Source organism: Borreliella burgdorferi B31 (assembly GCF_000008685.2).
Lineage (GTDB): Bacteria > Spirochaetota > Spirochaetia > Borreliales > Borreliaceae > Borreliella > Borreliella burgdorferi.
Genome location: NC_001318.1, coordinates 587,981 through 613,998, shown reverse-complemented (window position 1 = coordinate 613,998; position 26,018 = coordinate 587,981). Strand labels below are relative to the sequence as shown.

Here is a 26,018-nt window from a genome sequence, read left to right as displayed (position 1 = left end):
AAAATTTTCTTGCCTAATATCCGTTTAAATCTAAGTCACTTTTGCTAAAAATTAATTTTATTTTATCTTCATACTTTTTGGATATATAATATCTTTTTAACTTAAGAGTATTGGTAAGCTCTTCTCCAATTGTAAAAGGATCCTGAAGCAAAACAAAGCCTACTATTTTTTCAAAATTTTTAAAACCTAATTTAGTATTAATAGTGTCTGAAATATGCTTAGAATAAAGTTTATTGACGTCCTCATTGGCTAACAAATCACTTCTGGAAGAAAAAGAAACTCCACTAGAATTTGCCCATTTTTCAAGATTATCAAAATTAGGCACAATAACAGCCCCCAAAAATTTTTGATCCTGACCAACGATCATAATATTTTCAATAAACAAAGATTTACCCAAAACTCTCTCAAGGGGCTCAGGCTCAATATTTTCCCCGCCCCTCAGAACAATTGTATCCTTGCTTCTACCAACAATTGAAATTTCATTATTAATTGTTAATCTAACCAAGTCCCCAGTGTTAAACCAACCATCTTCTGTTAAAACTTCACTTGTCTTAGCCTTATCCTTAAAGTAGCCACTCATTATTTGTGGCGACCTGACCCAAAGCTCGCCTTTTTCTCCATAAGGCAAAACTCTCCCATCAATTCCAACTACTTTGTATTCAACATCTGGCAAAATAGGGCCGACAGTTTTTGCTACAGGGCCTTTAAGACGCCTAACGCTCAAAATAGGGCCCGTTTCAGTAAGACCGTAACCTTCAAGCACTTTAATTCCTACGGCCTTAAAAAAATAATCAACATAATCAACCAATGCCCCACCACCAGAAACTCCAAATTCAAAATTTTGCCCAAGAGCATTTTTTATTTTTTTAAATACTAAAATATCGCCCAATAATTTAATAGGAAAAATTAAAACAATCCCAATAAATAAAAATAATTTTGAAAAAAGCGAAATAAGAAAATTAGTTTTTTTATAAATAGGAGAAAGCCCTAAAAATCTCTCCTTAAGCTTTGCATAAATAATCCCAACTTTTAAAAACCCTCCAAACACAAACTTCTTAATAAAAGATTCTGATACCTTTTTAATAATACCTATTCTTATACCTTCCCAAATTCTGGGTACAGAAACAATCATTTGAGGATTTAAAAGTAAAAAGTCTTTTAACAAAACAGGACCTATGGGCTTTGAATATGCAATTGCTATGCCTTTTAAAGCAACTATATATTCACAAGCCCGCTCAAAAGAATGCCAAAGAGGAAGAATAGAAATCATTATCTTGCCGGGTTTAAGTGTTGGAAGATAATCATAAAGTCTATCTAATTGAAAAATAAAAGATTCATGCCTCAACATTACTCCCTTTGGCATACCTGTTGTACCAGAAGTATATATTATAGTTGCAATGTCTTTTGAAGAACCTTTTTCAATCTCCATATCAAATGATTTTGGATTAGCTCTTAAATACTCAGTTCCAAGTTCTAGTAATTTTTTATAAGAAAATACAGTAATATTTCCTATTTTTTCTTCATAAGATTTATCATCATCAATAACAACAATACATCTTACCAATCTAAGATCATGCTTTTTGGATAAAACCTTGTGAAGTTGCTTATTGTTTTCAACAAAAATAAAAGTAGATTCAGAATGGTTAATAATATAAGCTAATTCATCCTCAGAAGAATCATTTCCCCTGGGAACATCAACGCAGCCTAACCCCAAAGTAGCAACGTCGATTATTATCCATTCTCTTCTAGAATCAGAAATAATTACAACCTTTTCTCCCCTTTTAATGCCACAATGCAAAAGCCCAGAAGCCACTCTTTTTGTCTCATTCCAAAAATCAGCGTATATTTGCTTCTTAAAACTTTTTGATTCCCCCTCCTTATACATAAAAATATCAAGCTCACTATAAAGAGCTACCACATCTTTAAAACGCTTAGGCACAGTATCACTCATAAATCCCCCTCAAAACAATTTAAAATTAATTCAAAAAAAGCAACAAGCTGCTAACAATAATATTATAAAAACTATGTATAAAAATCACATAATATACATTTTTATACCTTAAATAAGTAAAAGCAAAAAATATCCCTAATATAAATGTAACCAAAAATCCTAAAATTCCATAATATAAATGCCCATAAGCAAAAAACATACTACTAAGAATGGCGGTAGCTACAACAGGAAATCCCATTTGTGTAAACTTAGTAATAACAAAAGCCCTGTAAAAAAGTTCTTCAAAAGCTCCTGTAAAAAAAGAGGTAAAAGTCATTAAAAAAAATGCTTTTTTACTGCTAATCTTCCAATTAAATCCAGCATTGTTTTGAAAATAATAGACAAGTACCGATTCTGGCAACAAATATTCAAGCAAAAAAGCTATTAAAAAAATGACTATCATTGCAATCAATATTGTTTTAATAAAAATTAAAACAGAATCCCAAAGAAAAATAAATTTAAATTTAGGAATAAAAAACTCTACTCTAAAATCATCATAAGAACTGGTAAGTTTAAAAAAATAAATTATAAAAATAATTAAAAAAGATCTTGAAATCCAAAAATAAAAATGATTTTCATCAACATTCCAAAATTCTGAATTAACATTTACAAAAGGAGATGCCAAATAAACAATAGCATAGACCAAAAAAAGATCAAGCAAAGCCCGCTTGAATGGATATTTATTTTTTAACAATTGCATAAAGTATTGTAATTAAATAATTATTAATTGTCAACGAATGATTATTGATTGATTAATCAAAACAAATTAAAATTCAAAATATAATTATTTATAAATAAAAATAAGAATATTATAAATGATTTTAATATTTGTCCTTATTTCACTTAATTTATTAATTCAATATTATTTAAAACTCAATTTAATTTATTTTAACACAATGCTAGCATTATTTTTTATTATAAAAAACAACAAACACTTAGCACTTAGTTTTATTTTTTGCACAATATTGCTATTAAGTTTTCAAGCGAGATTAAATTTTAAAACATTAAAAAAAAATATTTATCAAATAACAAACATTAAAAATTTTAAAAAAGATTCAAAAACCATTGTAGAAGTAATTGACAATAAATCAAATATGTACAAATATAGCTTCAAAAATATTGAAAATATTTACAAAATAGGAGATATCATTAAAATTGAAAATCAAAAAATAAAACTTATTAAAAGGCCCTTTTTTGCCAAGCTTAGAGAAAAATATACAAACGCCTTAAACAATTTTTTCACTACACTAAATCCCAGCTATTCCCATTTTTCAAAAGCAATAATTTTGAATATCAAATCAGAAATAACAAAATATGAAAAAACATTATTTCAAAATGCGGGGATTGCCCACATTTTGGTAGTATCTGGACTGCATTTTTATCTAATAAGTTTAATAAGTTACTATTTCCTTTTAATAATCACTAATGAAAAATTAAAATACTTAATATTAAGCATAATTTTATTAAATTATCTAATATTAACTGGATTTGCACCTTCAACGGTAAGAGCATTTCTAATAACAGAATCTCTTATAATATACAAACTAATTTACGGCAAAATTAATTTAATAAGCTGCACATCTATTAGTTTTATAATAAATGCTCTTGCATTCCCCGAAACGCTAAATTCAATAGGATTTCAGCTCTCCTATCTTGCAACAATAGGAATATCAGCATCGGTTCATCTAAAAAATAGATACGGTCTTAACAGGCTAGAATCATCAATGCTTACAACATTTTTTATTCAAATATTCACCTCGCCAGTAATTTATATCAATAATTTTGATCTAGCACCAATCTCAATACTGTCAAATTTAATAGCTATTCCATTAATATCAATTTTCTTAGCAATAACAATATTAAGCTTAATAACTTACTTTTCAAGTTTAAATTTATTTTTTCCCCTTGACCTTATAAATGCCTACATATTTCAAGCAATAAAAATTACAGCAGCATTTTTTAGCAAATTCTTTATAGTCAAGCACCATCAAATACCTATATTTTTAATATTAAGTATTTTTCTTATAACTTACATTATTTATAATAACGAAACTAAAAAAAATTAAAATAATTTTAAAATATCTGTCATTATTAAGAATAATATGATACTATCTCTTTTATCTATGAATATCAACTATAACAGTATAACTAGCATAAAACAAACATTAAAAGAAAGAAAAATCGCTCCAAGAAAATTATGGGGACAAAACTATTTAATCAACGAAAGCATAAGGCAAAAAATAATAGAAAGCTTAGATATAAAAGAAAATGAAAAAATCTGGGAAATTGGCCCAGGCCTTGGCGCAATGACTGAGATTTTATTAAAAAAAACTAATCTTTTAACCGCATTTGAAATTGACTTAAAATATTCAGAAATATTAAATGAAAAATTTGGAAAATTAAAAAACTTTAAATTGATAAAAGGGGATTTTTTAAAAAAATACAAAAACGAAAATCAAAACATTGATAAAATATTTTCAAATTTGCCATACAATATTGCATCAAAAGTAATATCTAAATTAATTGAAGAAAACTTTTTAAAAGAAATGGTATTCACAGTGCAAAAAGAATTGGCCGACAGAATAACTGCAAAAATAAACAGCAAAAACTATTCTTCATTTACGGTCTTAGTACAATCACACTTCAAGGTAATTAAAATATTAGACATAGGAGAAAACAATTTTTATCCTGCACCTAAGGTTAAGTCCACAACACTAAAATTAATTCCTAAAAAAAACAACATAAAAAACTTCAAAGAATTCAATAAATTGGTTAGAACTGTATTTTCAAACAGAAGAAAGAAATTAAAAAACACTATTATTAATTTCATTACCAATAAAGCTACTCTGAGAGAAAATTTTTTAAAAGAATATTTAGACAAAAGACCTGAAAACATTTCTGTTGAAGAATTTATACAAATTTCCAACACTTTAAATGCTTATCATTAAAGCACTTGCAAATACAATTTCATCAACAGAACAGCCCCTTGAAAGATCGCTAATGGGCTTGGAAAAACCTTGTAAAAAGGGACCGTAGGCCTTGGCAAAAGCAAATCTCTCTACTAATTTATAACCAATATTCCCCGCATCTAAATTGGGAAATATTAAAACATTAGCAGAACCTGCTACTAAAGATTCTCTACATTTTTTCTCTGCAACATCTTTTATTATGGCTGAATCAAGCTGCAGCTCACCATCAATAAGTAAATCACTCTCTTTATTCCTAACAATATTTAAAGCATTCTTTACTTTTTCAGTTTCTTTAGCACTAGAAGACCCTTTTGTTGAAAAACTCAAAAGAGCAACCTTGGGCTTTGCATTTAAAATATCTTTAAAAGATTTAGCACTTTGCAATGCAATTTCTGCAAGCTCTAAAGAATTGGGATTGACCACTACAGAACAATCTGCAAAAAATAAGATTCCATTATGTCCAAAACAAAAATCAACATTACGMGCAGTGCATAAAGTATCCATAATCATAAAAGATGATATAATCTTAACACCTTCCAACTTAGGGATTATTCTTAAAGCATTAGACAAAACTTTAGCAGAAGTTGAGACAGCCCCACAAACACAAGATTTAGCATAACCAAATCTTACCATAAGCATAGCAAAAGTAATTTCATCTAAAACTTGAGTCTTTAAACTTTGCTTCGTAACTCCCTTTAACTTTTGTAAACTCCAATATTCATCCAAATACATTTCAATATCTGGGAAAGAATTAGGATCAACAACTTCTATTCTTCCTAAAATATCATTGCAATTAGAAAATTCTTTTAAAGAATTAATAACAGTATCTTTTTTGCCTATCAAAATAATCGAATCTGCAAGATTTTTTTGCAAAATAACAATAGCTGCCTTTAAAACTCTAGAATCACTACTTTCGGGAAAAACTATATTGGCCTTAAGCTTATTCTCTTTTACAAATATTCTTGCCTTCTTAAAAACATAATCTTTTAAACAAAACACCTTATAAAAAGAATACAACACAATTGATAATGCATAAAAAAAGACATTTTAAAATAAAAAATCTTTTTTCATACATGATTTTCAATTATAAAAATTAAATATTTCTTAAAGTTTTCTTAAAATTTCTTGTACAACTTTGGCTGAATTGAAAGCAGCTATTTTAGAAAATTTACTATATTCAACCTCATTCCCTTCTTTATTTACAATGTCAGATATTGACCTAATAACTATAAAAGGTATATTAAACATATGAGAAACATGCCCTATTGCTGCACCTTCCATCTCAACAGCTATTACATCTTTAAAGTTTCCTATAATTTTGTTAATATAAGTTGGATCAATAAACTGATCTCCTGAAACTATTAATCCTGAATATGCATTAGAACCTCCAACCTTTGATTTAATGGCCTCTATGGCATTCTTAATTAAATTTTTATTGGCATTAAATTTTTGAGGCAATCCTCCTGTAAGCTGTCCTACCTTGTATCCAAATTTAGTCAAATCAACATCATGATATGCAACCTCTGAAGACACCACCACATCTCCCACTTTAATATCTTTGTATTTAGCACTAACAACGCCACCAGCAACGCCAGAATTAATGACATGACTTATGTTGTATTTTGACAAAATGTAGCTAGTCCACACACCAGCATTAACCTTACCAACCCCACAAATAATAACCATAACATTGCGATTAGACAACTTCCCCTTTAAAATCTTTTTATTAAGACCATACTCCTTAAGAACTATTTCTTCCTTATTAGACATAAGCTTATTTATCTGATCAAACTCAGAGTCCATAGCAGTTACTATTAAAACATTGACATTTTTAGAAAAAGCAACATAACTGTTTGAAAAAACTAATAAAAAAATAAAAAACTTTATTAAACAATTATTCATAAAATCACACTCCTTATAATAAAAGAATATTTATATCATTTTTTACAAAAAAGCCAAAATTGAATTGCTTTTGAAAGAATTTTTGTAAAAGATATTGAAAAAAAATATCCTATCCATATTACAATATTAATAGCATAAAAAAAGGGAAAACTGAATGAAAAAAATGAATCTAGTTACAGCTGCTCTACCCTATGTTAATAACATACCTCATCTTGGGAATTTAGTTCAAGTGCTATCAGCTGATGCTTTTGCAAGATATTCGAAAATGTCAGGAATTGAAACTCTTTACGTCTGCGGAACAGATGAATATGGAACAGCTACAGAAACCAAAGCCTTAATTGAAAATACTACCCCTTTAGAACTTTGCAATAAATATTATGAAATACATAAATCAATTTACAAATGGTTCAATATTGAATTTGACATCTTTGGTCGCACAACCAACAAGAACCATCAAGACATTGTACAAAATTTTTTCCTACAATTAGAAAAAAACGGCTATATAAAAGAGAGAGAAACTGAACAGTTTTATTGCAATAAAGATTCAATGTTCTTGGCTGATAGATATGTAATAGGAGAATGCCCAGAATGCCAAAGCATGGCTAAAGGAGATCAGTGCGACAACTGTTCTAAACTTCTAAATCCAACAGACCTAATAAATCCAAAATGCATAATTTGTAAAAACAAGCCTATTTTAAAAAAAACCAATCATCTTTATTTAGATCTTCCCAAAATAAAAACAAAACTTGAAAAATGGATAAAAAATCCAGATACTAGCAAGAATTGGAATACCAATGCCCTTAAAATGACAAAGGCTTTTTTAAGAGATGGCCTTAAAGAAAGGGCAATTACAAGAGACCTGAAATGGGGAATTCCTGTGCCTAAAAAAGGTTTTGAAAATAAAGTATTTTATGTGTGGTTTGATGCTCCAATAGGATACATTTCAATTACCAAAAACATTATCAAAAATTGGGAATCTTGGTGGAAAAACAATGATCAAGTAAATCTTGTACAATTTATTGGGAAAGACAATATATTGTTTCATACAATTATATTCCCTTGCATAGAAATTGGAAGTGAAGAAAATTGGACAATATTAAATCAACTCTCATCAAGCGAATACTTAAATTACGAAAATCTTAAATTTTCAAAATCAGAAGGAACAGGAATTTTTGGAAACGATGCTATTACTACAGGAATCCCCTCTGATATTTGGCGATTTTATATTTATTATAACAGGCCTGAAAAATCTGATTTTCAATTTATGTGGCAAGATCTCATGGAAAGAGTAAATACAGAACTTATTGATAATTTTTCAAACCTTGTAAACAGAGTATTAACATTTCAAAGAAAATTCTTTGGAGATGTAATAGAAACAATAGAAATTCAAAATAAGTTTTGGAAACAAATAACACCAAAATATAATAAAATACTAAATCTTTTTAAAAAGACAGAACTAAAATCTGCTCTCAAAGAAATACTTAAAATTTCTTCCCTTGGAAATAAAATATTTCAAGATAACGAACCCTGGAAAAGAAAAAACAACTCTCCACAAGAAACAAAAGAACTAATCTCAAACTTAATATACCTAATCAGAGACTTATCTATTTTAATGATGCCATTCATTCCCGAAACAAGCAAAAAGATACAACAATTCTTTGGCAACAGTTATCAATTTTCAACCAAAATTCTTGGAACTAAATCGGGAATTAAAAAAATTGAATTCACAGAAATATTATTCAATAAACTAGAGCAAAAAAAAATTAATAATTTAAAGCTAAAATATTCAGGAGATAAAAACATGAAAGAAAACGAACAAGCAGAAAACTTGCCTATAGCAAAAGAGCAACCGGAAAACTTGTTTAGAGAAAAAGTGCTCTTAAGAGTTGTAAAAATAAATAAAATAGAAAGAAATCCCGAGGCTAAAAACTTATTTATATTAAAACTAGATGACGGAACTAACAAGGATAAACAAATAGTAAGCGGCCTTGAAGGATATTACACAGAAGAAGAACTTTTAGGAAAACATATAATAATAGTAGACAATTTAAAGCCTGCAAAGTTTAGGGGAATAAAATCTGAAGGAATGCTAATAGCTGCTGAGGACAAAAATAAAAATTTTAAAGTTATAATTGTAGAAGATTCAATTCAAAATCCTATTGCTGGAGAGAGAATAATACTTGAAAACGATCAGAATAAAGATCTTGCCTGCCCACCTAAAATTGACATAAATAAGTTTTTAAAAGCCAATATAGTAGCAGAAAACGGAGAGCTTAAAATAAACGGAATAAATTTAATATTAGAAAATTCTAAGAACAAAATTTTATCTAAAGATATTCCAAACGGAACAGTTTGCTAAGAGCTATTAATGACTATTAAAAAAATAAAAACAAAAGAAATGGAAGAAAATTATCTTCAAAGCGAACTGTGGGCATTAATAAAAACAACAAAAAACAGTTATTGGAAAGCCATAGCATTTGAGAGCGATGTTCTTGGCAAAATTGTTGTAATGCAAAGAAGACTATTTAAAAATTTTTACTTAGCATATATTCCGCATCCAGAATTCTCAAACAAAACTCTTGAAAACATTAATATTGATAAAATCAGTAAAAGTATTAAAGAATTTAGCATAAAAATAAAACCCTACTTACATAAAAATACAATCTTTTTAAGATTCGATTTAATGTATTACTACCAAAGAACACTGAATGACAAATACTCTCCATTAAAAACTAAAATCAAATATCTAAAAAAATCCTTTGATGACATACAACCCGCAAACACAACAATATTAAACTTAAATAATTCTCTTGAAGAGATTTTGCTTAACATGAAAAAAAAAACAAGATATAACATAAAGCTCAGCACAAAAAAAAATCTAAATATAATAATAGATGATAAATTTAAACATTTAAGTGAATTTTACAAGCTATACAAAGAAACTAGCAAAAGAGATAAATTTACTATTCACTCAGAAGAATATATACAAAACCTAATTCAAATATTCAAACAAGACAAAAATGCTCAAATAAAATTGATAATTGCATTTTACAATAACATAATTATTTCTGGCATAATAGTGGGAATTTACAAAGAAAAAGCAGTCTATCTTTATGGGGCTTCAAGCAAGGAATATAGAAATTTAATGCCCAATTACGCTGTACAATTTAAAGCAATAGAAATGTTAAAAAAATTAGAAATAAAAGAATATGATTTATTAGGAATTCCCCCAATTGCAAATAAAAACCACCCCTTATATGGTCTTTTTAGTTTTAAAACAGGATTTGGAGGCAATATTATTCATAGAATTGGTTGTTATGATTTTACTTACAAAAATTTTATTTATAAGATTTATGCAAATCTTGAAAAACTTAGATACTTCTATTACAAAGTAATAAGGAAAAAAATTTAACCAAGATTATTAACTAAATTTTTAAATTGCAAACCTCTATCAAACTCATTATTAAAAAGCTCAAAAGAAGCACTAGCAGGAGAAAATAACACAATGTCACCCGGACTTGAAATCTTGAAAGCATAATTTACTGCATCTCTTAAAGAATCAAATAGAAAATATTGTATGCTACTTTTTTCTAAAATCTTAATAATTTTTACAGTTGCACTACCTCTTATTAAAATCCAAGTTCTCACAATATCTGCAATCTTGCTAAAACTTAAAAAATCAAGCTCTTTATCGGTTCCCCCAACAATTAAGTTGATACGGTTATCTTTTGTTTTCAAACTTTTAACAGATAAAACAGTAGACTCAGGAATAGTTGAAGCTGTATCATTATAAAACATTACATTTTGAACTGATTTAACAAACTCTAATCTGTGCTCAATACCTTTAAAATTACTTAAAATCTGACCCGTGCGATTAAGGTCTATGTTTAAATAATACGAAACAAAAAAAGTAATAACTTTAGGAATTATAAAAACAGCTCGTGAATTAGAAAAACTTCCAATCAAGCTGTCATTAAAATATACTTTGCCTTCATTGCAATAAAAAATATCTTGATCAAAATCACAAGGATTAAATTCGGAAAATAAAATAACTCTGACTTTTGATTTAAATTTTGAAAAATATTTGCAATAAGCCTGATCCTGAATAATCACAATTCCTGAAGTTTGATTTACAAAAATTTTTGACTTATCAATAATATAATCATCAAAATTTAAATAATAGTTTTGATGATCGTTGTAAACATTTGTAATAATACTAATAATAGGATTAAAATTCTCTAAAGATTGCAACTGCCAAGAAGAGAGCTCTAAAATCAAAGGAGATTTTCCATCAAGTTGATCAAAAAAACTTAAAGGAGATACACCAATATTGCCTCCAAGCTTTACCCCCGGATATTTTTCTTTCAAAGCTTGATACAAAAGAGATACAAGAGTAGATTTTCCTTTAGTGCCTGTTACTGCAACTATAGGGTTCTTGTTAAACATTAAAAATAAGCTAATATCTGTCTCAATTCGTTTTGCAAACTTTAAATATTTATTATTGGGTTTCACACCGGGATTTTTTACAACAATGTCAGCATTTTTAAAATCGTTTACATCGTGTTTGCCTAAAACATACCTAATTTGATCCTCAAAATCTCTTAAAGCATCAATACTTAAAGCTAATTCCGTCTCGCTTTTAAGATCAGTAATTACTAATTTTGCCCCACGCTTTAATAAAAATCTAGAAAGAGCTACTCCTCCTCCATTAAGGCCTAAACCCATGATTAAAAAATTTAAATTTTTAATTTCGTCTAAAAGCACAATAAAATTATATCAAACCTGCCAACTGTTTAAACGGATTTAATCCACCTTTCACTATAAAAATAAGGAAGTGAAACAACAAGTTTGATTGCGTCCTCAAGAGATGGAATAAAAACAATAATTTCAAAAGGCAAATTTGTATAATTTGCTAAAACAAAAGCAATAGGAATGGTATAAACAAAAGTCACAGAGCCTTCCATAATAGCGCCAAAACTTGGAGATGCTCCTGCACGAAAAAATCCAAAAAGATACTGAAAAGCAAGAGCCATGAAAAAGGCAGAAACAGAAGAATATCTTAAAATAATTCCTATAAGGTGCGAATACTTTAATGTATAAAAAATATAAGGAGCAAAAAATGAAAATATAAACAATACAAAAGATGTTAAAAAAGCAAGCTTAAGGCCAATTTTACTCAAATATATTGCAACTTTCATGATTTCTTTTTTACTATTATGCATTTCATAGCCCATCATAATATTTAAAGAAATACAAAAGGAATGAATTATATTAAAGATAATAAAATAAATAGAAAAAGATATGCTGTAAGCAGCATATTTATGAGTATCAATTCCTATAAAAATCGATGTCAATACAAGATAGCCAAAAAACCAAGCAAACTCATTTAAAAGAATTGGAATAAAAAATTTAATTAGCTGAGCAAACGGCTTAATATTAATATTCAAATCATCTAACTTAAAGTGCAAAATTGAATTTTTGTTAAAAGCTGTACAAACAAGATAAACAATAAGCTCTAAAGTACGAATAACTGTTGTTGCAATAGCAGCTCCAACTACTCCCATATGAAAAACAAAAATAAAAATATAATTAAATACAAAATTCAAAAGCACTGAAAAAACAGAAATGTAAACTTGAAATTTAACAATTTCAACAACCTTAAGAGCATTAGCAATAAGTCCTTTTATGATTGCAAATACGAAAGAAAAAATAGCTATATTTAAGTAAGCTGCTCCATAGTAAACCGCCCGCTCATCATTAGAAATCAATCTAAGTAAAAAAAAAGGATTCACTATGGAAATCAAAATAAACGGAAAAGAAAATAAAATAATAGTTAATATACTAATAAAAAACGTATTTCTAAAGCTCTTAAAATCACCCTGATTGTATTGTCTTGTAGCAATTATATTATAAGCTCCTGCCATGGAAAACCCAATAGTAACAAACAGTTCAAAAAATTTATTTGCAAGAGAAACTCCTGCAACAGGATAGTCACCAAGATATGCAACCATAGCATTATCTGTAAGGGAAATAAAATTAAATAAAAAAAACTCAATAGCAGTTGGAATCGCAATTTTTAAAAGATCTTTATAAATTTTATCCTTTTTCGATACACCCAATGAATACATAAATTTCTCCAAATAAAAAAATTAAGATTTTTGTAAAGACAAATACCGGAACCTACAATAAAGCAAAAGGAATTGCTTTCAAATTAGTATAATCAGAATGAATTCTAGATCCACCAAGATTATTAAAATCTTTATTAACACTAAATATATCACGCTATCCCATACTCAAGCAAGTTCTTCATACTCAATCTCTCGTATCCAATCATCGTGAAAAAATTCAATTATAATAAATATATTTTTAATAATCTCTTCCAGATTTACAATAAAAACAACTATTGGTAAACTTAAATTTGTATAAAACACCAATAAATAAGCAACTGGAAGGGTATAAAAAACAATTACTCCCGATTCAATAAAAAAACAAACATTTGGTATACCGCTAGCCCTAAAAACCCCAACAAGAACTTGTGCCGTAAAAGCTTTAAAAATTACAATACTTGCAAAAACATAAATAAACACGCTAACAAGTTCGGGAGAATCTAATTTACTAAAAATATAAGGTGCAAAGCTCGATATTCCAATAAGCAAAATAACTACAAAAATGCCCAAAAGAAATCCTAAAAAAGATAAAAAAAATCCAACTGATCTAACATGTTTCTTATCGTAAATCATTAAATGGCCAATAACAACCCCTGTTGCAAGTCCCATACCATGAAGCAATACAAAACAAATATCAAAAAGATTTGATGCAACAGCAAATGAAGCGTATTCAATGCTCCCAACACGAGCATAAAATGCATGCAAAATAGTTATACTTAAAACCCAAAAAATCTCGTGAGACAAAACAGGTATAATTAGTTTCAAATTAGCCCTAGTAACTACCTTTGGAGCAAAAAAATCGCCAAACTTAATCCGATAATATGAATTACTGCTTATCAAACTATATAAAAAATAGAAAACAAACTCAACAATTCTAGCAAGCACAGTAGCATATGCGGCACCTTTTATTCCCATGCTAAAGCCAAAAATAAGAATATAATTAAAAACAATATTTATTAAAACAACAATAGAAGTAACATATAAGGGTATTTTTACTTCTTTAGCACTCTTAAATCCCATAGCAGATAAAAAAGAATATGCCATTAGCACATAAGACAATGAAATAATTTTTAAATACTCTGATCCAAAATTTAAAGAATCCTGATTAGCTGTAAATAGCTTTATAATGTTTCTTGGAAAAAGAAATGAAAATATAAAAAAAATTATTCCTATTGTAGTTCCAATTAATAATATATAAGCAAAAGATTGTCTTACTTGAAGAAACTTCTTTTTTGCAATTGCTTGGGAAACGTAAGCGCTTAAAGCCGTACCAAGTCCAAACACAATAATAAAAAAAAGAAAAGTTACTCTATTTGCCAAAGAAACTCCCGTAACATGAAAAGAGCCCAAATAGGAGATCATAAAATTATCAAAAAAAGTTACCATTTGAAATAAAAGCGATTCAAAAGCTGTAGGAATAGCTATAACAAATAGCTCTTTTATTATCTGGTCATAATTTTTAAACTTTTTGATCATATTCCTTATATACAGTCTCCTTTATTTATTACTTTTAACTAAATTTAATCCAATCTAGAATATACATATATTTAGAATTAACTATTAATTATACTAAAATATATTATAATTAAATAATATGAAATCAATTTATGCTTTATTATTTCTATTTATTAATTTATCTTTGTTGGCTAACAACATTTCAAAAAAAGATTTAGAAGTACTGCTAAAGATTGCCCAAGCAATGAATAAGGAATGCAAAAATTTTATTGAAAAAAATCCTATTCAGTTCTTAAAAGAAATAAAACCCTTAGTAGATGCAGAAAAAAATAACCTCTTAACTCTAATAAATAAAAAAATACCAATTCCTGAAAATTATAAAATACCTGATCTGGTAAATATTGATGATTTTGAAGATCTTAAAAATCTTGGAGCAAAGACTATTAAAGTAAGAAAAATATTAATCGAAGATTTAATTCGACTAATAAAAGATGCAAAAAAATTTGGGATTGAAATTAAAATCAAATCTGCTTACAGAACGCAAGAATATCAAAAATTTTTATTTGATTACAATGTCAAAACTTATGGCAGAAAAGTTGCAGAAACCCAATCAGCAATTCCAGGCCATTCTCAACATCATATGGGAACAGCAATAGATTTTATAAATATAGATGATAATTTACTAAACACAAAAGAAGGAAAATGGCTTTATGAAAACTCTCTAAAATACGGATTTTCCGTTTCATACCCAAAAGGATATGAAACGGACACTGGATATAAAGCAGAGCCTTGGCACTACTTATACATAGGACCTAAGCCATGCTTTATTCAGAAAAAATATTTTAATAATTTACAACATAAGCTTCTTGAATTTTGGAACCAGAACAAAACAAATCTTATTAACCTAATTGAAAAATATGCAAACTAAATACTTCTTCCGGCATTCAAATAAGAACAAAAAAGATTGTCTAGTAAATCAATATCAAGCTTATCGTAAGCAGAATTATCATAAAAAAATAAATCAAGCTCTTCTCGAACTAAGACTATGATTTCTCTATCATCAACAAAATTAGCTATTTTTAATTTCAAATATCCTGCTTGTTCAAGTCCAAATAAATTACCAGGCCCCCTTAGCCTTAAATCTTCTTCTGCTATTTTAAATCCATCCAAATTTTCTTTTATAGTTTTTAATCGAAATTTGCCAGCACTTGTCAAAGGCTCTTTATATAGCAAAAAGAAAAAAGATTGTAAATTGCTTCTACCAACACGACCTCTAATTTGATGCAAAGTAGAAAGTCCAAAACGCTCAGCATGCTCTACTACCATACAAGTTGCATTTGGACAATCAATTCCAACCTCAATAACACTAGTCGCCACCAAAATATCTACTTTTTTCGAATAAAAATTTTTCATAATTTCTTCTTTCAAATCAGATGGCAACTTAGAATGAAGCATGTCCACAACATATTCGCCAAAAACTTCTTTTAATTTCAAACACATATTATTAACATCTTTTAATTCAAATTTTTCTGAAGATGAAATTAATGGATAAACAAAATAAACCTGATGACCCTTTAAGAGCTCTTTTCTTAAAAACTCATAAACTTTATCTTCATTTCCATGCCTTGCTAAATAAGTAGTAATAGGCAAACGACCCTTAGGCAAGGTTTTAATAAACGAAACTTCAAGATCACCAAAAAGTGTTAATGCAAAACTTCTAGGAATAGGTGTTGCAGACATTAAAAGCATATCCACCCCTTCTCCTTTGTTTTTAAGCTCTTCTCTTTGAACAACTCCAAATTTGTGCTGTTCGTCAATGATAACATACGCCAATCTTTTAAATTCTGTACTTTCGTAAAAAATAGCATGTGTTCCAACTATTAAACCAGAAGTACCATTTCTAATGCTTTCTAGAGCTTGTTCCTTATCCTTCTTTCTTAAACTACCAGTCAAAAGAGTCATTGAAATGTTAAAAGGTGCTAATATGTTAGATAAATTATCATAATGTTGACGAGCCAAAAGATCTGTAGGGGCCATAAATGCTACCTGATATCCAGCTTCAATTAAAGGAAGTCCTGAAAGCAAGGCAACAAGGGTTTTACCACTTCCAACATCACCTTGAAGCAATCTATTCATTGGCTTAGAAGAGTTAAGATCAAAGAATATCTCATCAATAGAAATTTTTTGATCTTCTGTAAGCTCAAAGGGCAAGCTCGAGACAACCTTTTCAAGCAAATCTTTTGATAAATCTTTTTTTTCTCGAAAAAGAATCTTAGAAGATCTATACCTTGAAAAAAACTGAAGCAAAAAAATTTCTCTGTAAATTAATGTCTTTTTTGCCTTTTCAAGCATTTCTAATGAACTTGGAAAGTGAATCTCTTTTAAAGCATCACTTAACGATAATAAAGAATACTTTTCTATTAAAAATCTAGGAATGTCTGTTTGCCCAAACTTAAAAAAATATTCAAGAGCTTCTTTTACATATAATGAAATTTTCTTGGACGTTAATCCCTCTGTCAAAGAATAAACCGGAAGAATTTTTTTAAACCTTTCAGGCTTGTCGCTGTAAACTTCGCTGTCAAAATTAGAACAACTCCATAAACCACTATAATCGTTATAGGTAAATTTAGAATAAATATAAAATTTTTTATCTATTTTAAAAACATTCTCTAAAAAAGCCCTATTGAAAAGCAGAATTTCGAAAGGTTCCTCATTTATACTTTTAACTGTTAACTTTAAATTTTTTTTAGAACTATCCCCAAATTTTTTATGCCCAAGAACTGTGAACACCGTCATCATATCACAACTTTTTACCTTAGAAAAATCTGGAAAAGTTTGTATATTTTGACGATCTTCATATTTTACAGGAAAAAACTCAATAAGATCTTTAACATTAAAAATTTGCAGATTATTTAACCTTTCAACCCCTTTCTCACCAAGACCACCTATACCTTTAAGCTCATATTCAAACTCATGTAAAAACATTTTAATCTCCTAAAAAGGCAAATATGTTCCTAAAGCTCTAATAGCAAATACAACTTGTTCAATAATAATTATAAATGCTACCATTAAAGCACTCCCAACAATCAAACGTAAAGTATAAGACATGTGTTTGTCAGTAATCACACCACTTATCTTAGTGGACAAAGGAAGTAAAAATGAATCGACTGTTTTAAAAAAGTCTGAGCCTTGGAACAAATTCAAAAGCAATAATAATAATCTCAACAATAAAAAGAAAACTATAGCAATAAAAATGCTTCTAAATATCTCCCAAACTTCAACAATGAATAAAATAATAAATGTAGAAAGCTTATAATTCCCATAAGCCAACATTCTTTCAAAAATAGTTAAAGTTATTAAAGCTGCAATTGGAGAAAAATCAAACATACCAAATGTAAAAAGAGGAATTTTTCTAAAAAAAGATAAAAATGGTTCTGTGACAACATGTATAAATCTGAAAAATACATTGGTATTAATCCCTGAAGACACAAGCCAGCTAAGAAGAATCCTAATTAAAATTAAAATCCTATAAATCTGCAAAAATACCATTAAAATTTGTATTAAAACAACCAAAACAGCACCTCCTAATCAACCCAAACATCTTCAACTATCACACACTTTCTCAACTTATCAAGCTTATCTTCATCTGGCACAAAATTTAAAATTGAATTCATTTTTAATTTCAAATCTTTACCATTTTCCCTTAAATAAAAATAAACATTTGAAAATCCAGAATTGTCCTCAAAATTACTTATACTTTCCTTTAAAGAATTAAGTAATTGTAGGTCATTTAATTTATTATTTAAAAACTTAATATGAATATTATTTATTTTATATTCGGAAAGTCTCTCAATATTTACAACTTTTTCAACCACAATTGAAAATTTATCTCTGTTAAACGTAAGCCTACCTACAACCCCAATAACATTGCCTTCAAGTAAAAAATTTCTATATCTTTCATAGCTTTCTGTAAAAACTACAATATCTATTGCGCCTTTAAAATCTTCTATAACGCCGAAAGCCATTTTTGCATTATTTCTTTTAGTTTGAATAACTTTTACTGAATTTAAAATTCCAGAAAATTGAACAATGCTATCTTTTTTGGCAGCAAGATCTGTTAAAACATTTAAACTGGAAAAACTGTCAATTGCCTTTTTATAAGGATCAAGAGGATGACCCGACACATAAAATCCTAAAAGCTCTTTTTCAAATCCTAAAAGCTCAGAATAAGAATACTCTTTAAAAGTTTGATAATTAAAACTTTGCTGAATTGGATCTTGACTTTCAAGAGCACCAAATAAGCTGTTTTGACCAAGTTTTTTATTATTTTTATCTTCTGAAACAACTTCAATCAAATGATCAAGATTTTCAAATAAAGTTTTTCTATTTTGATCCAAACTATCAAAAAGTCCAGATTTTATTGCAGATTCTAAAAATTTCTTATTAATTACTTTATCATCTACACGTCTTATAAAATCTTCAAAAGAACTATATTTGCCGTTTTTTTCTCTCTCATCAATTATTAAATCAACAACAATTCCTCCAAGATTTTTAATCCCATTAAGCCCATAAGAAATCCCAGAATCAGTTACACGAAATTCCCTAAATGATCGATTTATATCGGGCTTGAGAACGTTTATGCCTATAGCTTTTGACTCTTCGATGTAATAAGAAAGCTTATCATTATTATTAATTTCATTGGTCAAATTGGCAGCCATAAAATATTCAGGATAATTAGCCTTAAGATAAGCGGTTTGATATGCTATTAAAGAATACGCCGCTGCATGCGATTTGTTAAATCCATACCCAGAAAAGGGCTTTAAAAGTTCAAAAATTTCACTAGCAATTTCTTTGTCATATCCTTTCTCAATAGCGCCTCTTAAGAAGTCGACTTTCATTTCATTCATCTCGTCTTCTTTCTTTTTACCCATAGCACGTCTTAAAATATCGGCCTTGCCAAGAGAAAAGCCTCCAATTATTTTTGCAACTTCCATTACTTGTTCTTGATAAACAATAACCCCATAAGTTGGTCTTAAAACTTCCTTTAAATCGGGATGAGGATATTTAATTCTCTTAACACCTTTTTTAGCAGCAATAAATTGAGGAATAAATTGCATAGGACCTGGCCTATAAAGAGCATTTAAAGCTATTAAATCTTCAATGCTATCGGGCTTTGCGTCTTTTAGAATTTGCTGCATTCCTTCAGATTCAAACTGAAAAACAGACGCACTTCTTCCTTCTCCTAGCATATTAAAAGTCTTAACATCATTATCTGGAATATTTTTTATTTTAAAATCTGGATTTACACTTCTAATAAGATTTTCTGCATTTTTTATTAACGTCAATGTTTTCAAACCAAGAAAATCCATCTTAACAAGCCCACATTCTTCAAGCAAATCCATTGTGTATTGAGTAGAAACAGAACCTTGCTTATAATCCTTATAAAGAGGCACATAGTCGGTTAAAGGGGTTTTAGAAATCACAATTCCTGCAGCATGAGTTGAAGCATGTCTATTCATTCCCTCAAGAACCAATGCGGCATTCATTAATTCTTTATAAACAGGCTTGCTAGTAAAACACTCTTTCAAAGAATTGTCATCTAAAACCTCTTTTAAAGAAACTTTAGGACCATCAGGAATAAACTTAGTAAGTTCATTTGATTCAGCAAATGGAATATCTAAAACCCTAGCCACATCCTTAACTACAGCCTTAGGCTTTAAGGTTCCAAAAGTAATTATTTGAGCTACCTTATCTTCTCCATATTTGTTGGTAACATATTTTATAATCTCATCTCTGCCTTCAAAACAAAAATCAATATCAAAATCAGGCATAGAAATACGCTCAGGATTTAAAAATCTCTCAAAAAGCAAATTATACTTTAAAGGATCAATATCAGTAATCCTAAGAGCATAAGCCACAATTGAACCAGCACCAGAACCACGCCCAGCTCCAACAGGAATATCGTTATCATGAGCAAATTTAATAAAATCCCAAACAATCAAAAAATAGCCTTCAAAGCCCATTCCAATTATTACGCTCAATTCATAAAAAGCTCTATCTTTTATTTTGCTTGTCAAATTTTTATATCTAAATTTCAACCCCTCAAGTGTGAGATGTTCCAAATATTCACCAAGAGTATTAAATTCAACAGGAATTTGATAATCAGGCAAAATAGGACCTGGAAAAGTTATTTTAAAGTCATCACACTTTTCTGCAATCCTTACAGTATTTTCTAAAGCTTCGGGCAAATCATTAAAAAGTTCACACATTTCCTCTTGAGATTTAATATAAAATTCATTGGTTTCCATTTTTAATCTATTCTCATCGCTTTTCTTAGCACCAGTACCAATACAAACAATGATGTCTTGAGCAGTTGCATCTTCTCTGTTAACATAATGAGAATCATTAGCTGCTGTTAAAGGAACTCCAAGTTCTCTAGAATACTTAACCAGCCTTTCATTTACAATGTCTTGATCTTTAATACCATGCCTTTGAAGCTCAAGATAAAAATCATTGCCAAAAACTTTTTTAAACCAAAGAATTTCATTCTTGGCATCTTCAAATCTATTGGCCAAAATAAGTCTTGGAATGAGCCCCCCAATGCAAGCTGAAGTACAAATCAAACCTTCTGAATATTTTTCAAGGTCATCTTTATCTATCCTTGGACGATAATAAAACCCTTCAAGATAAGAAATACTTGTTAACTTTAATAGGTTTTTATAACCCAACTCATTCTTGGCAAGCAAAATTAAATGGTAAGACATTTTTCCAAGATCATCCTGTTTTTTTAAAAACTTAGAAGTTTTTGCCATATAGGCTTCAATGCCAATTATTGGCTTAATTCCTGCTTTTTTAGCTTCTTTGTAAAATTTAATAGCTCCAAAAAGATTGCCATGATCTGTTAATGCAATATGCGACATATTGCATTTTTTTGCTTTTGATATAATATCTGATATTTTTGCAGCTCCATCCAAAAGAGAATAATCTGAATGAACATGAAGATGAATAAACCTAGACCTAAAACTCATACCTAAAATTATTTTATCAAAATAAAACTTGATTTTTAACAAACCTTAATCAAATAAATAAAAATTAAAAAAGTCATAATAATTTTTAAATCTCTAATTTAAATTATTGCAACAAATCTTATCAAAATAATCAAGAAAAAATACTAATTCCTTGATTATCCAATTCAATTACCATCTTTTTAATGTGCTCAAGTTTTCTAACAATTTCTTCAGATAAACTCTCAGCTTGAGACAAAAAATCTTTGGCTTGCCTTAAACCGCTATCACTACGATTCTCTACCCTAAATATAATCAAAATTTCAGCTGCAAACTTATTAATATTTAAATAAGGAATGTATACTTCTTCCCACAACTGCCTGATAGCATCATTCTTGGGAGACAATCCTTTATAAAACAATCCAAACCCATGCTTGGAAGCATCTGTCTGAATGAATATTGTCCTTTGCCCCTCAACAAGTAGTCTCAAATTATTAATCCAAGAAAATTGGTCTGAGATAATAAATTCTAGCTCTTTTAAAAATTCATCATTAGACAGCATAAAAGTATCAGAGCCAATCAAAGAATCACAGTTTCTTGAATAATAAGCCATATTAGCATCTATACTCTCAAGACTTTCAATCAAAGAAGAAAATTCCTCTTGACTTCTTGAAAAGCGCTTAAATATGCTCTCAAGATAATTAAGCTGTTCAAGAATCTCGGCAAAGAACTTATCAATATCAATCTGCAAATCCTTAAGGTTATGAGAAATCAAATCTTTAGAAACCTCCTCAATTTCCTTTACAGAAATCATATTCATAACACCTTTTGCCTGATCAGAAAGTCGCTTGATCTCATCTGCAACAACAGAAAATCCTTTACCATATTCTTTAGCTCTTGCAGCCTCAAGCTTTGCATTAAGAGAAATCATATTGGTAGCACCTAAAAAATTACTTATTGTTTCTAAGCTGCCTTGAATTCCAACAATAACAGAAGATATTTGATTTAATTTTTCCTTATTATTTTTACCAAGATCACTAAAAATAACGCTTATCTGATTACGAGCATTATTTGTCATCTCAACAAAAGTAGAAAATATCTGATCAAAATCTTCTATTTCAGAAAACAAAATCCTTTGTAATGACTCAAATCCTACTTTTAAAGTAGAAATGGAAGCTTTGGTATGATAAAATCCCTTTAGCATTTCCTTAACAGGAGCCTTATATTCGTAAGTACTCAAATCTTTTTTGTCATTACCAACAACATTTAAAAGATTTAAATCAACAGCTTTTTTCTTTTTTTTAAAAAACGAAAATTTTTTCATAAAGGGATTCTATCATAAAAACTTTTTTTTGAATAGGGTCACCAGTACTTAATTTGACACATTATTTCAACTTTTAATATCAAATCAAATACATCAATAAACAAAAAATATTTTTACATTTAAATGGTAAAAATTAATTACTTTGAAATAAATTTAAGCTTTCATCTTAAACCATAAAACCATCTAAAGATACAAATCATTCTCCTCATTTAATTTAATTTAATTTAATTTAAAACTAATTTTAAATTAAATTTACTTTCTTTTTACCCAAGAGTAACGCCCACTAACTTCATTATACTCAAAAAGAACATCTCTGTAAGAAAAAAAACATAAAAAAATATCAATAAACTCTTCTAATTTAGCTTTAACTTTTGGCAAGTTAAAATCGTTGTCAAAATTAAAAATATCGTCTGATTCTACTGTAAATAATTTATCATCTTGCTTGAGGATAACTTTTTTGGGTTGCCAAAAAAGAACGTTGATTTTTTTGTCCTGAAGAAAAAATCTATTAAATTCATAATCAAGATCAACTTGATCCGTTTTTGCCTCAACAATCCCAACAATAACACATCGTTCATGATCAATTCTTTTAATCAAAACAGCATCTGTAAGCACAACTCTCTCGCCAACTTCAAGAGCAAACTGCTCTTCTATTTCATATTGCTTATTAAAAGGAAGATTTGCAATTTTCCTAAAAAGATTGAGAAGTATGTACTTAGTGCTCACCTCTTTATTGCTTATTCTAAGACAACGAATCTTCATTCTATACTTAAGCTCATCAAAAAAATATTTAACTAGCCTTTTCATTAAAATTGTTTTTCTAATGTCTTCTTCCTTCATTCAATCCTCCTGATAAAAATTGCCAAAAATTAAAGCTATTATATAAATATAATAAAATACAAATTTTATTAAAGAAATCAAAATATTTTATTATATACTAATTATAATTAAATCATTGCCGAAAATGAAAGGGAAAATTATGTTAATCAAATTCATGTTCTCAAATATTAATTTAATATTAATAGTCAGCATGACTTTATTTAAAATATTATTAGAAATAATATACCGAAAAATATTATTAAAAAAAATAATTACCAGTACCGAAACATTAAATGCTGAAAAAAAACAATATAAAATAATTGTTATCTTTGTTTTAGCTTTAAATCATTTATTACAAAGTTTTTTAATAAATGCTCTTATCAATTTATTCAACAATCTAATAACTCTTACTAACAACTCTCTTGGAAGCTTAATAGACTTAAATTATAATATATTATCTGCAATACTAATATCTAGCATAACTTGGCTTGCCTTTAGCTTACCCAAAGTAATAAACGATATAATCTATGAAAAAAGACCGTTTAATTTAACAATAGCTAATGCTTTTTTTGACCTTTTAACAATAATATTACTAACCATATTCTCTAAATTATTTTTAAGCTATAAAATATTGCAATTTGAGAACACTACAAACATTAATTTTGGAAACCTGCCTACTCACTAAAAAACCAAATAGACACTCAAATACAAGCTTTAATTAATCCTAGAAAAAGCTTGGCTGGATTTTCTATTCTTGTAATAAGTTCTGGATGAAACTGGCAAGCTACGAAAAATTTATTTTCAGGAATTTCTATTAATTTTGCCATTTTAAAATCACTTGAAAATCCAGATACTATAAGCCCATTTTTTGCAAATAAATCTATATAATCATTATTGACTTCATACCTATGTCTAAATCTTTCAATTATCCGATCTTGGCCATAAAGTTTAAAAGCTATTGTATTCTTTTTAAGAATCACAGGATATCCACCAAGCCTCATTGTAGCGCCCTTATCTTTAATTCCCTTTTGCTCAGGAAGTAAATGGATAACAGGACTTTTTAAGGGCTTGTCTCTTGCTAAATTTTCCTCCGTATCAGCATCAAGTATTCCACAAACATTACGAGCAAATTCTATTACAGCAAGCTGCAAACCAAGACAAATTCCAAGAAAGGGAATATTATTCTCACGAGCATATTTAATAGCCATAATTTTACCTTCATATCCTTTGCCTCCAAAGCCGCCAGGAACAATAATGCCGTCAAACTCTTTTAAACAGCTCTCATTTAAATCATTAGAATCAATTAAAGTGCTTTTAATAAGCAAATCCAAATGGGCTGCAACATGAACCAAAGACTCTCTAATTGATGCATAAGAATCATCAAGTTCAGCATATTTACCACAAATAGCAATATTAATAATTTTTTTAGGCACAAAAAAATTAGATTTTATAACTCCTACAAGCTTTGAAAGCTCTTCTATTTTTGGATCAACCTTAATATTTAACTTAGAGCTTAAAATCTCATGTACACCCTGCTTATAAAAAGATATAGGAATTTCATAAATAGTAGAAACATCAACATTGTCAATAATAGAAGTGCTCTCAACATTGCAAAACATTGCCACTTTTTTTCTGATTTGGTCTGTCAATACTTGTGAACTTCTAGCAATAATTAAATCGGGGAAAATACCTGCTTTATTTAAGGTTTTAACACTTTGTTGAGTAGGTTTAGATTTTTGCTCATTAATTCCAGCTGGACTTGGCACATATGTTAAATGAATAAAAGAAATATTACCACTCCCAATCTCCTGTCTTATTTGTCTTACTGTCTCAATAAATAAAATATTTTCCATATCTCCTACGGTTCCACCAATTTCAATTATCAACATATCACTATTCTCAGAACTTGCAATCTGAAAAATTGTAGATTTGATCTCATCAGTAACATGGGGAATAAGCTGAACTGTTCTTCCCAAATATTTACCCTTTCGCTCATTTTCAAGTATCTTTTTGTATATTTTGCCCATTGTAATGTTCCAACTAGACTTGGCATTAAGATTTAAAAACCTCTCGTAATGACCAAAGTCCATATCAACCTCTCCTCCATCATCAAGCACAAAAACTTCTCCGTGCTCAACAGGATTAATAGTACCAGGATCAGTATTTAAATACCCATCACATTTAATTGGAGTAACTCTAAAATCATATCTAAACAACCTTGCAATACTTGCCGATGTAACTCCTTTACCAATTCCAGAGATCACGCCTCCTGTTATTACTAAAATCTTTAAGTTTTTTTTCATGTATACCCCAAAATTAAAACTTTAAATTTCAATCCAATTAAGCTTATGCTTAAAAAGAATTCACAAATCATAATAAAATATACTT

The 26,018-nt window shown here is 28.6% G+C and carries 19 protein-coding genes; 6 read left to right on the top strand and 13 right to left on the bottom strand.

Going from position 1 to position 26,018, the window contains the following annotated elements:
• Positions 1-13: 13 nt before the first annotated feature.
• Positions 14-1,951 (bottom strand): AMP-binding protein, encoded by a 1,938-nt coding sequence (locus BB_RS02980; RefSeq protein WP_002658995.1) that lies wholly within the window; start codon positions 1,949-1,951, stop codon positions 14-16.
• A gap of 25 nt (positions 1,952-1,976) precedes the next feature.
• Entirely contained in the window at positions 1,977-2,690 is a 714-nt protein-coding gene (locus tag BB_RS02975; protein WP_002658835.1) for a CPBP family intramembrane glutamic endopeptidase, read from the bottom strand.
• 115 nt (positions 2,691-2,805) lie between these two features.
• Here BB_RS02975 and BB_RS02970 point away from each other — a divergent pair, with 115 nt between their 5' ends.
• Complete coding sequence (locus tag BB_RS02970; RefSeq protein WP_010889773.1) at positions 2,806-4,056, top strand: ComEC/Rec2 family competence protein; 1,251 nt, start codon at positions 2,806-2,808, stop codon at positions 4,054-4,056.
• A gap of 36 nt (positions 4,057-4,092) precedes the next feature.
• Positions 4,093-4,938 carry a 16S rRNA (adenine(1518)-N(6)/adenine(1519)-N(6))-dimethyltransferase RsmA gene (rsmA, locus tag BB_RS02965; protein WP_002656878.1) on the top strand — a complete coding sequence of 282 codons (846 nt, stop codon included), beginning with the start codon at positions 4,093-4,095 and terminating at the stop codon, positions 4,936-4,938.
• Here rsmA and pta read toward each other — a convergent pair.
• The gene (pta, locus tag BB_RS02960) at positions 4,921-5,976 is read right to left on the bottom strand and encodes a phosphate acetyltransferase (RefSeq protein WP_193345633.1); all 1,056 of its coding nucleotides are present in this window, start codon (positions 5,974-5,976) and stop codon (positions 4,921-4,923) included. The genes rsmA and pta overlap by 18 nt on opposite strands.
• Before the next feature lie 87 nt (positions 5,977-6,063).
• Positions 6,064-6,861, bottom strand: coding sequence for a 5'-methylthioadenosine/adenosylhomocysteine nucleosidase (locus tag BB_RS02955; protein ID WP_002657094.1), 798 nt, complete (start codon positions 6,859-6,861; stop codon positions 6,064-6,066).
• Positions 6,862-7,015: 154 nt separating this feature from the next.
• Between BB_RS02955 and metG the strand changes: the two genes are divergently transcribed.
• Positions 7,016-9,220, top strand: coding sequence for a methionine--tRNA ligase (metG, locus tag BB_RS02950; RefSeq protein WP_010889772.1), 2,205 nt, complete (start codon positions 7,016-7,018; stop codon positions 9,218-9,220).
• Positions 9,221-9,229: 9 nt separating this feature from the next.
• On the top strand, positions 9,230-10,273 hold the full coding sequence (locus BB_RS02945) for a lipid II:glycine glycyltransferase FemX (RefSeq protein ID WP_002658082.1): 1,044 nt from the start codon (positions 9,230-9,232) through the stop codon (positions 10,271-10,273).
• Here the strand turns inward: BB_RS02945 and murD are convergent.
• From murD to BB_RS02930, 3 genes are all read right to left on the bottom strand, one after another.
• On the bottom strand, positions 10,270-11,625 hold the full coding sequence (gene murD, locus BB_RS02940; protein ID WP_010889771.1) for a UDP-N-acetylmuramoyl-L-alanine--D-glutamate ligase: 1,356 nt from the start codon (positions 11,623-11,625) through the stop codon (positions 10,270-10,272). The two genes, BB_RS02945 and murD, sit on opposite strands and share 4 nt — an antisense overlap.
• A gap of 29 nt (positions 11,626-11,654) precedes the next feature.
• Entirely contained in the window at positions 11,655-12,989 is a 1,335-nt protein-coding gene (locus BB_RS02935) for an MATE family efflux transporter (RefSeq protein WP_002656270.1), read from the bottom strand.
• 165 nt (positions 12,990-13,154) lie between these two features.
• The gene (locus BB_RS02930; protein ID WP_002656553.1) at positions 13,155-14,504 is read right to left on the bottom strand and encodes an MATE family efflux transporter; all 1,350 of its coding nucleotides are present in this window, start codon (positions 14,502-14,504) and stop codon (positions 13,155-13,157) included.
• Between the two features lie 118 nt (positions 14,505-14,622).
• On the opposite strand from BB_RS02930, the gene BB_RS02925 reads away from it, so the two are divergent.
• Positions 14,623-15,411, top strand: a complete 789-nt coding sequence (locus BB_RS02925) for a M15 family metallopeptidase (protein WP_010889770.1) — start codon at positions 14,623-14,625, stop codon at positions 15,409-15,411.
• Here BB_RS02925 and recG read toward each other — a convergent pair.
• The 5 genes from recG to BB_RS02900 all read right to left on the bottom strand — a co-directional run bounded on the left by recG (position 15,408) and on the right by BB_RS02900 (position 23,651).
• Positions 15,408-17,468: an ATP-dependent DNA helicase RecG gene (gene recG, locus BB_RS02920; RefSeq protein WP_002656646.1), complete on the bottom strand. Its 2,061-nt coding sequence runs from the start codon at positions 17,466-17,468 to the stop codon at positions 15,408-15,410. The genes BB_RS02925 and recG overlap by 4 nt on opposite strands.
• Before the next feature lie 9 nt (positions 17,469-17,477).
• The gene (locus tag BB_RS02915; RefSeq protein WP_010889769.1) at positions 17,478-18,056 is read right to left on the bottom strand and encodes a YggT family protein; all 579 of its coding nucleotides are present in this window, start codon (positions 18,054-18,056) and stop codon (positions 17,478-17,480) included.
• A gap of 11 nt (positions 18,057-18,067) precedes the next feature.
• On the bottom strand, positions 18,068-21,553 hold the full coding sequence (dnaE, locus tag BB_RS02910; protein WP_010889768.1) for a DNA polymerase III subunit alpha: 3,486 nt from the start codon (positions 21,551-21,553) through the stop codon (positions 18,068-18,070).
• Between the two features lie 88 nt (positions 21,554-21,641).
• A complete protein-coding gene (locus BB_RS02905) occupies positions 21,642-22,811 on the bottom strand; it encodes a methyl-accepting chemotaxis protein (protein WP_002658072.1) in 1,170 nt (389 codons plus the stop codon).
• Positions 22,812-23,063: 252 nt separating this feature from the next.
• A complete protein-coding gene (locus BB_RS02900) occupies positions 23,064-23,651 on the bottom strand; it encodes a hypothetical protein (protein WP_002656054.1) in 588 nt (195 codons plus the stop codon).
• Between the two features lie 139 nt (positions 23,652-23,790).
• On the opposite strand from BB_RS02900, the gene BB_RS02895 reads away from it, so the two are divergent.
• On the top strand, positions 23,791-24,315 hold the full coding sequence (locus tag BB_RS02895) for a DUF1761 domain-containing protein (RefSeq protein ID WP_002661355.1): 525 nt from the start codon (positions 23,791-23,793) through the stop codon (positions 24,313-24,315).
• Between the two features lie 16 nt (positions 24,316-24,331).
• Here the strand turns inward: BB_RS02895 and pyrG are convergent, their stop codons facing one another.
• Positions 24,332-25,933, bottom strand: a complete 1,602-nt coding sequence (gene pyrG / locus BB_RS02890) for a glutamine hydrolyzing CTP synthase (protein WP_002657046.1) — start codon at positions 25,931-25,933, stop codon at positions 24,332-24,334.
• Positions 25,934-26,018 lie beyond the last annotated feature (85 nt).

Coding starts and splice junctions, on each gene's coding strand:
- BB_RS02980 (WP_002658995.1), bottom strand. CDS start 1,951: ATGAGTGATACTGTGCCTAAGCGTTTTAAAGATGTGGTAGCTCTTTAT.
- BB_RS02975 (WP_002658835.1), bottom strand. CDS start 2,690: ATGCAATTGTTAAAAAATAAATATCCATTCAAGCGGGCTTTGCTTGAT.
- BB_RS02970 (WP_010889773.1), top strand. CDS start 2,806: ATGATTTTAATATTTGTCCTTATTTCACTTAATTTATTAATTCAATAT.
- rsmA (WP_002656878.1), top strand. CDS start 4,093: ATGATACTATCTCTTTTATCTATGAATATCAACTATAACAGTATAACT.
- BB_RS02955 (WP_002657094.1), bottom strand. CDS start 6,861: ATGAATAATTGTTTAATAAAGTTTTTTATTTTTTTATTAGTTTTTTCA.
- metG (WP_010889772.1), top strand. CDS start 7,016: ATGAAAAAAATGAATCTAGTTACAGCTGCTCTACCCTATGTTAATAAC.
- BB_RS02945 (WP_002658082.1), top strand. CDS start 9,230: ATGACTATTAAAAAAATAAAAACAAAAGAAATGGAAGAAAATTATCTT.
- BB_RS02935 (WP_002656270.1), bottom strand. CDS start 12,989: ATGTATTCATTGGGTGTATCGAAAAAGGATAAAATTTATAAAGATCTT.
- BB_RS02930 (WP_002656553.1), bottom strand. CDS start 14,504: ATGATCAAAAAGTTTAAAAATTATGACCAGATAATAAAAGAGCTATTT.
- BB_RS02925 (WP_010889770.1), top strand. CDS start 14,623: ATGAAATCAATTTATGCTTTATTATTTCTATTTATTAATTTATCTTTG.
- recG (WP_002656646.1), bottom strand. CDS start 17,468: ATGTTTTTACATGAGTTTGAATATGAGCTTAAAGGTATAGGTGGTCTT.
- BB_RS02905 (WP_002658072.1), bottom strand. CDS start 22,811: ATGAAAAAATTTTCGTTTTTTAAAAAAAAGAAAAAAGCTGTTGATTTA.
- BB_RS02900 (WP_002656054.1), bottom strand. CDS start 23,651: ATGAAGGAAGAAGACATTAGAAAAACAATTTTAATGAAAAGGCTAGTT.
- BB_RS02895 (WP_002661355.1), top strand. CDS start 23,791: ATGTTAATCAAATTCATGTTCTCAAATATTAATTTAATATTAATAGTC.
- pyrG (WP_002657046.1), bottom strand. CDS start 25,933: ATGAAAAAAAACTTAAAGATTTTAGTAATAACAGGAGGCGTGATCTCT.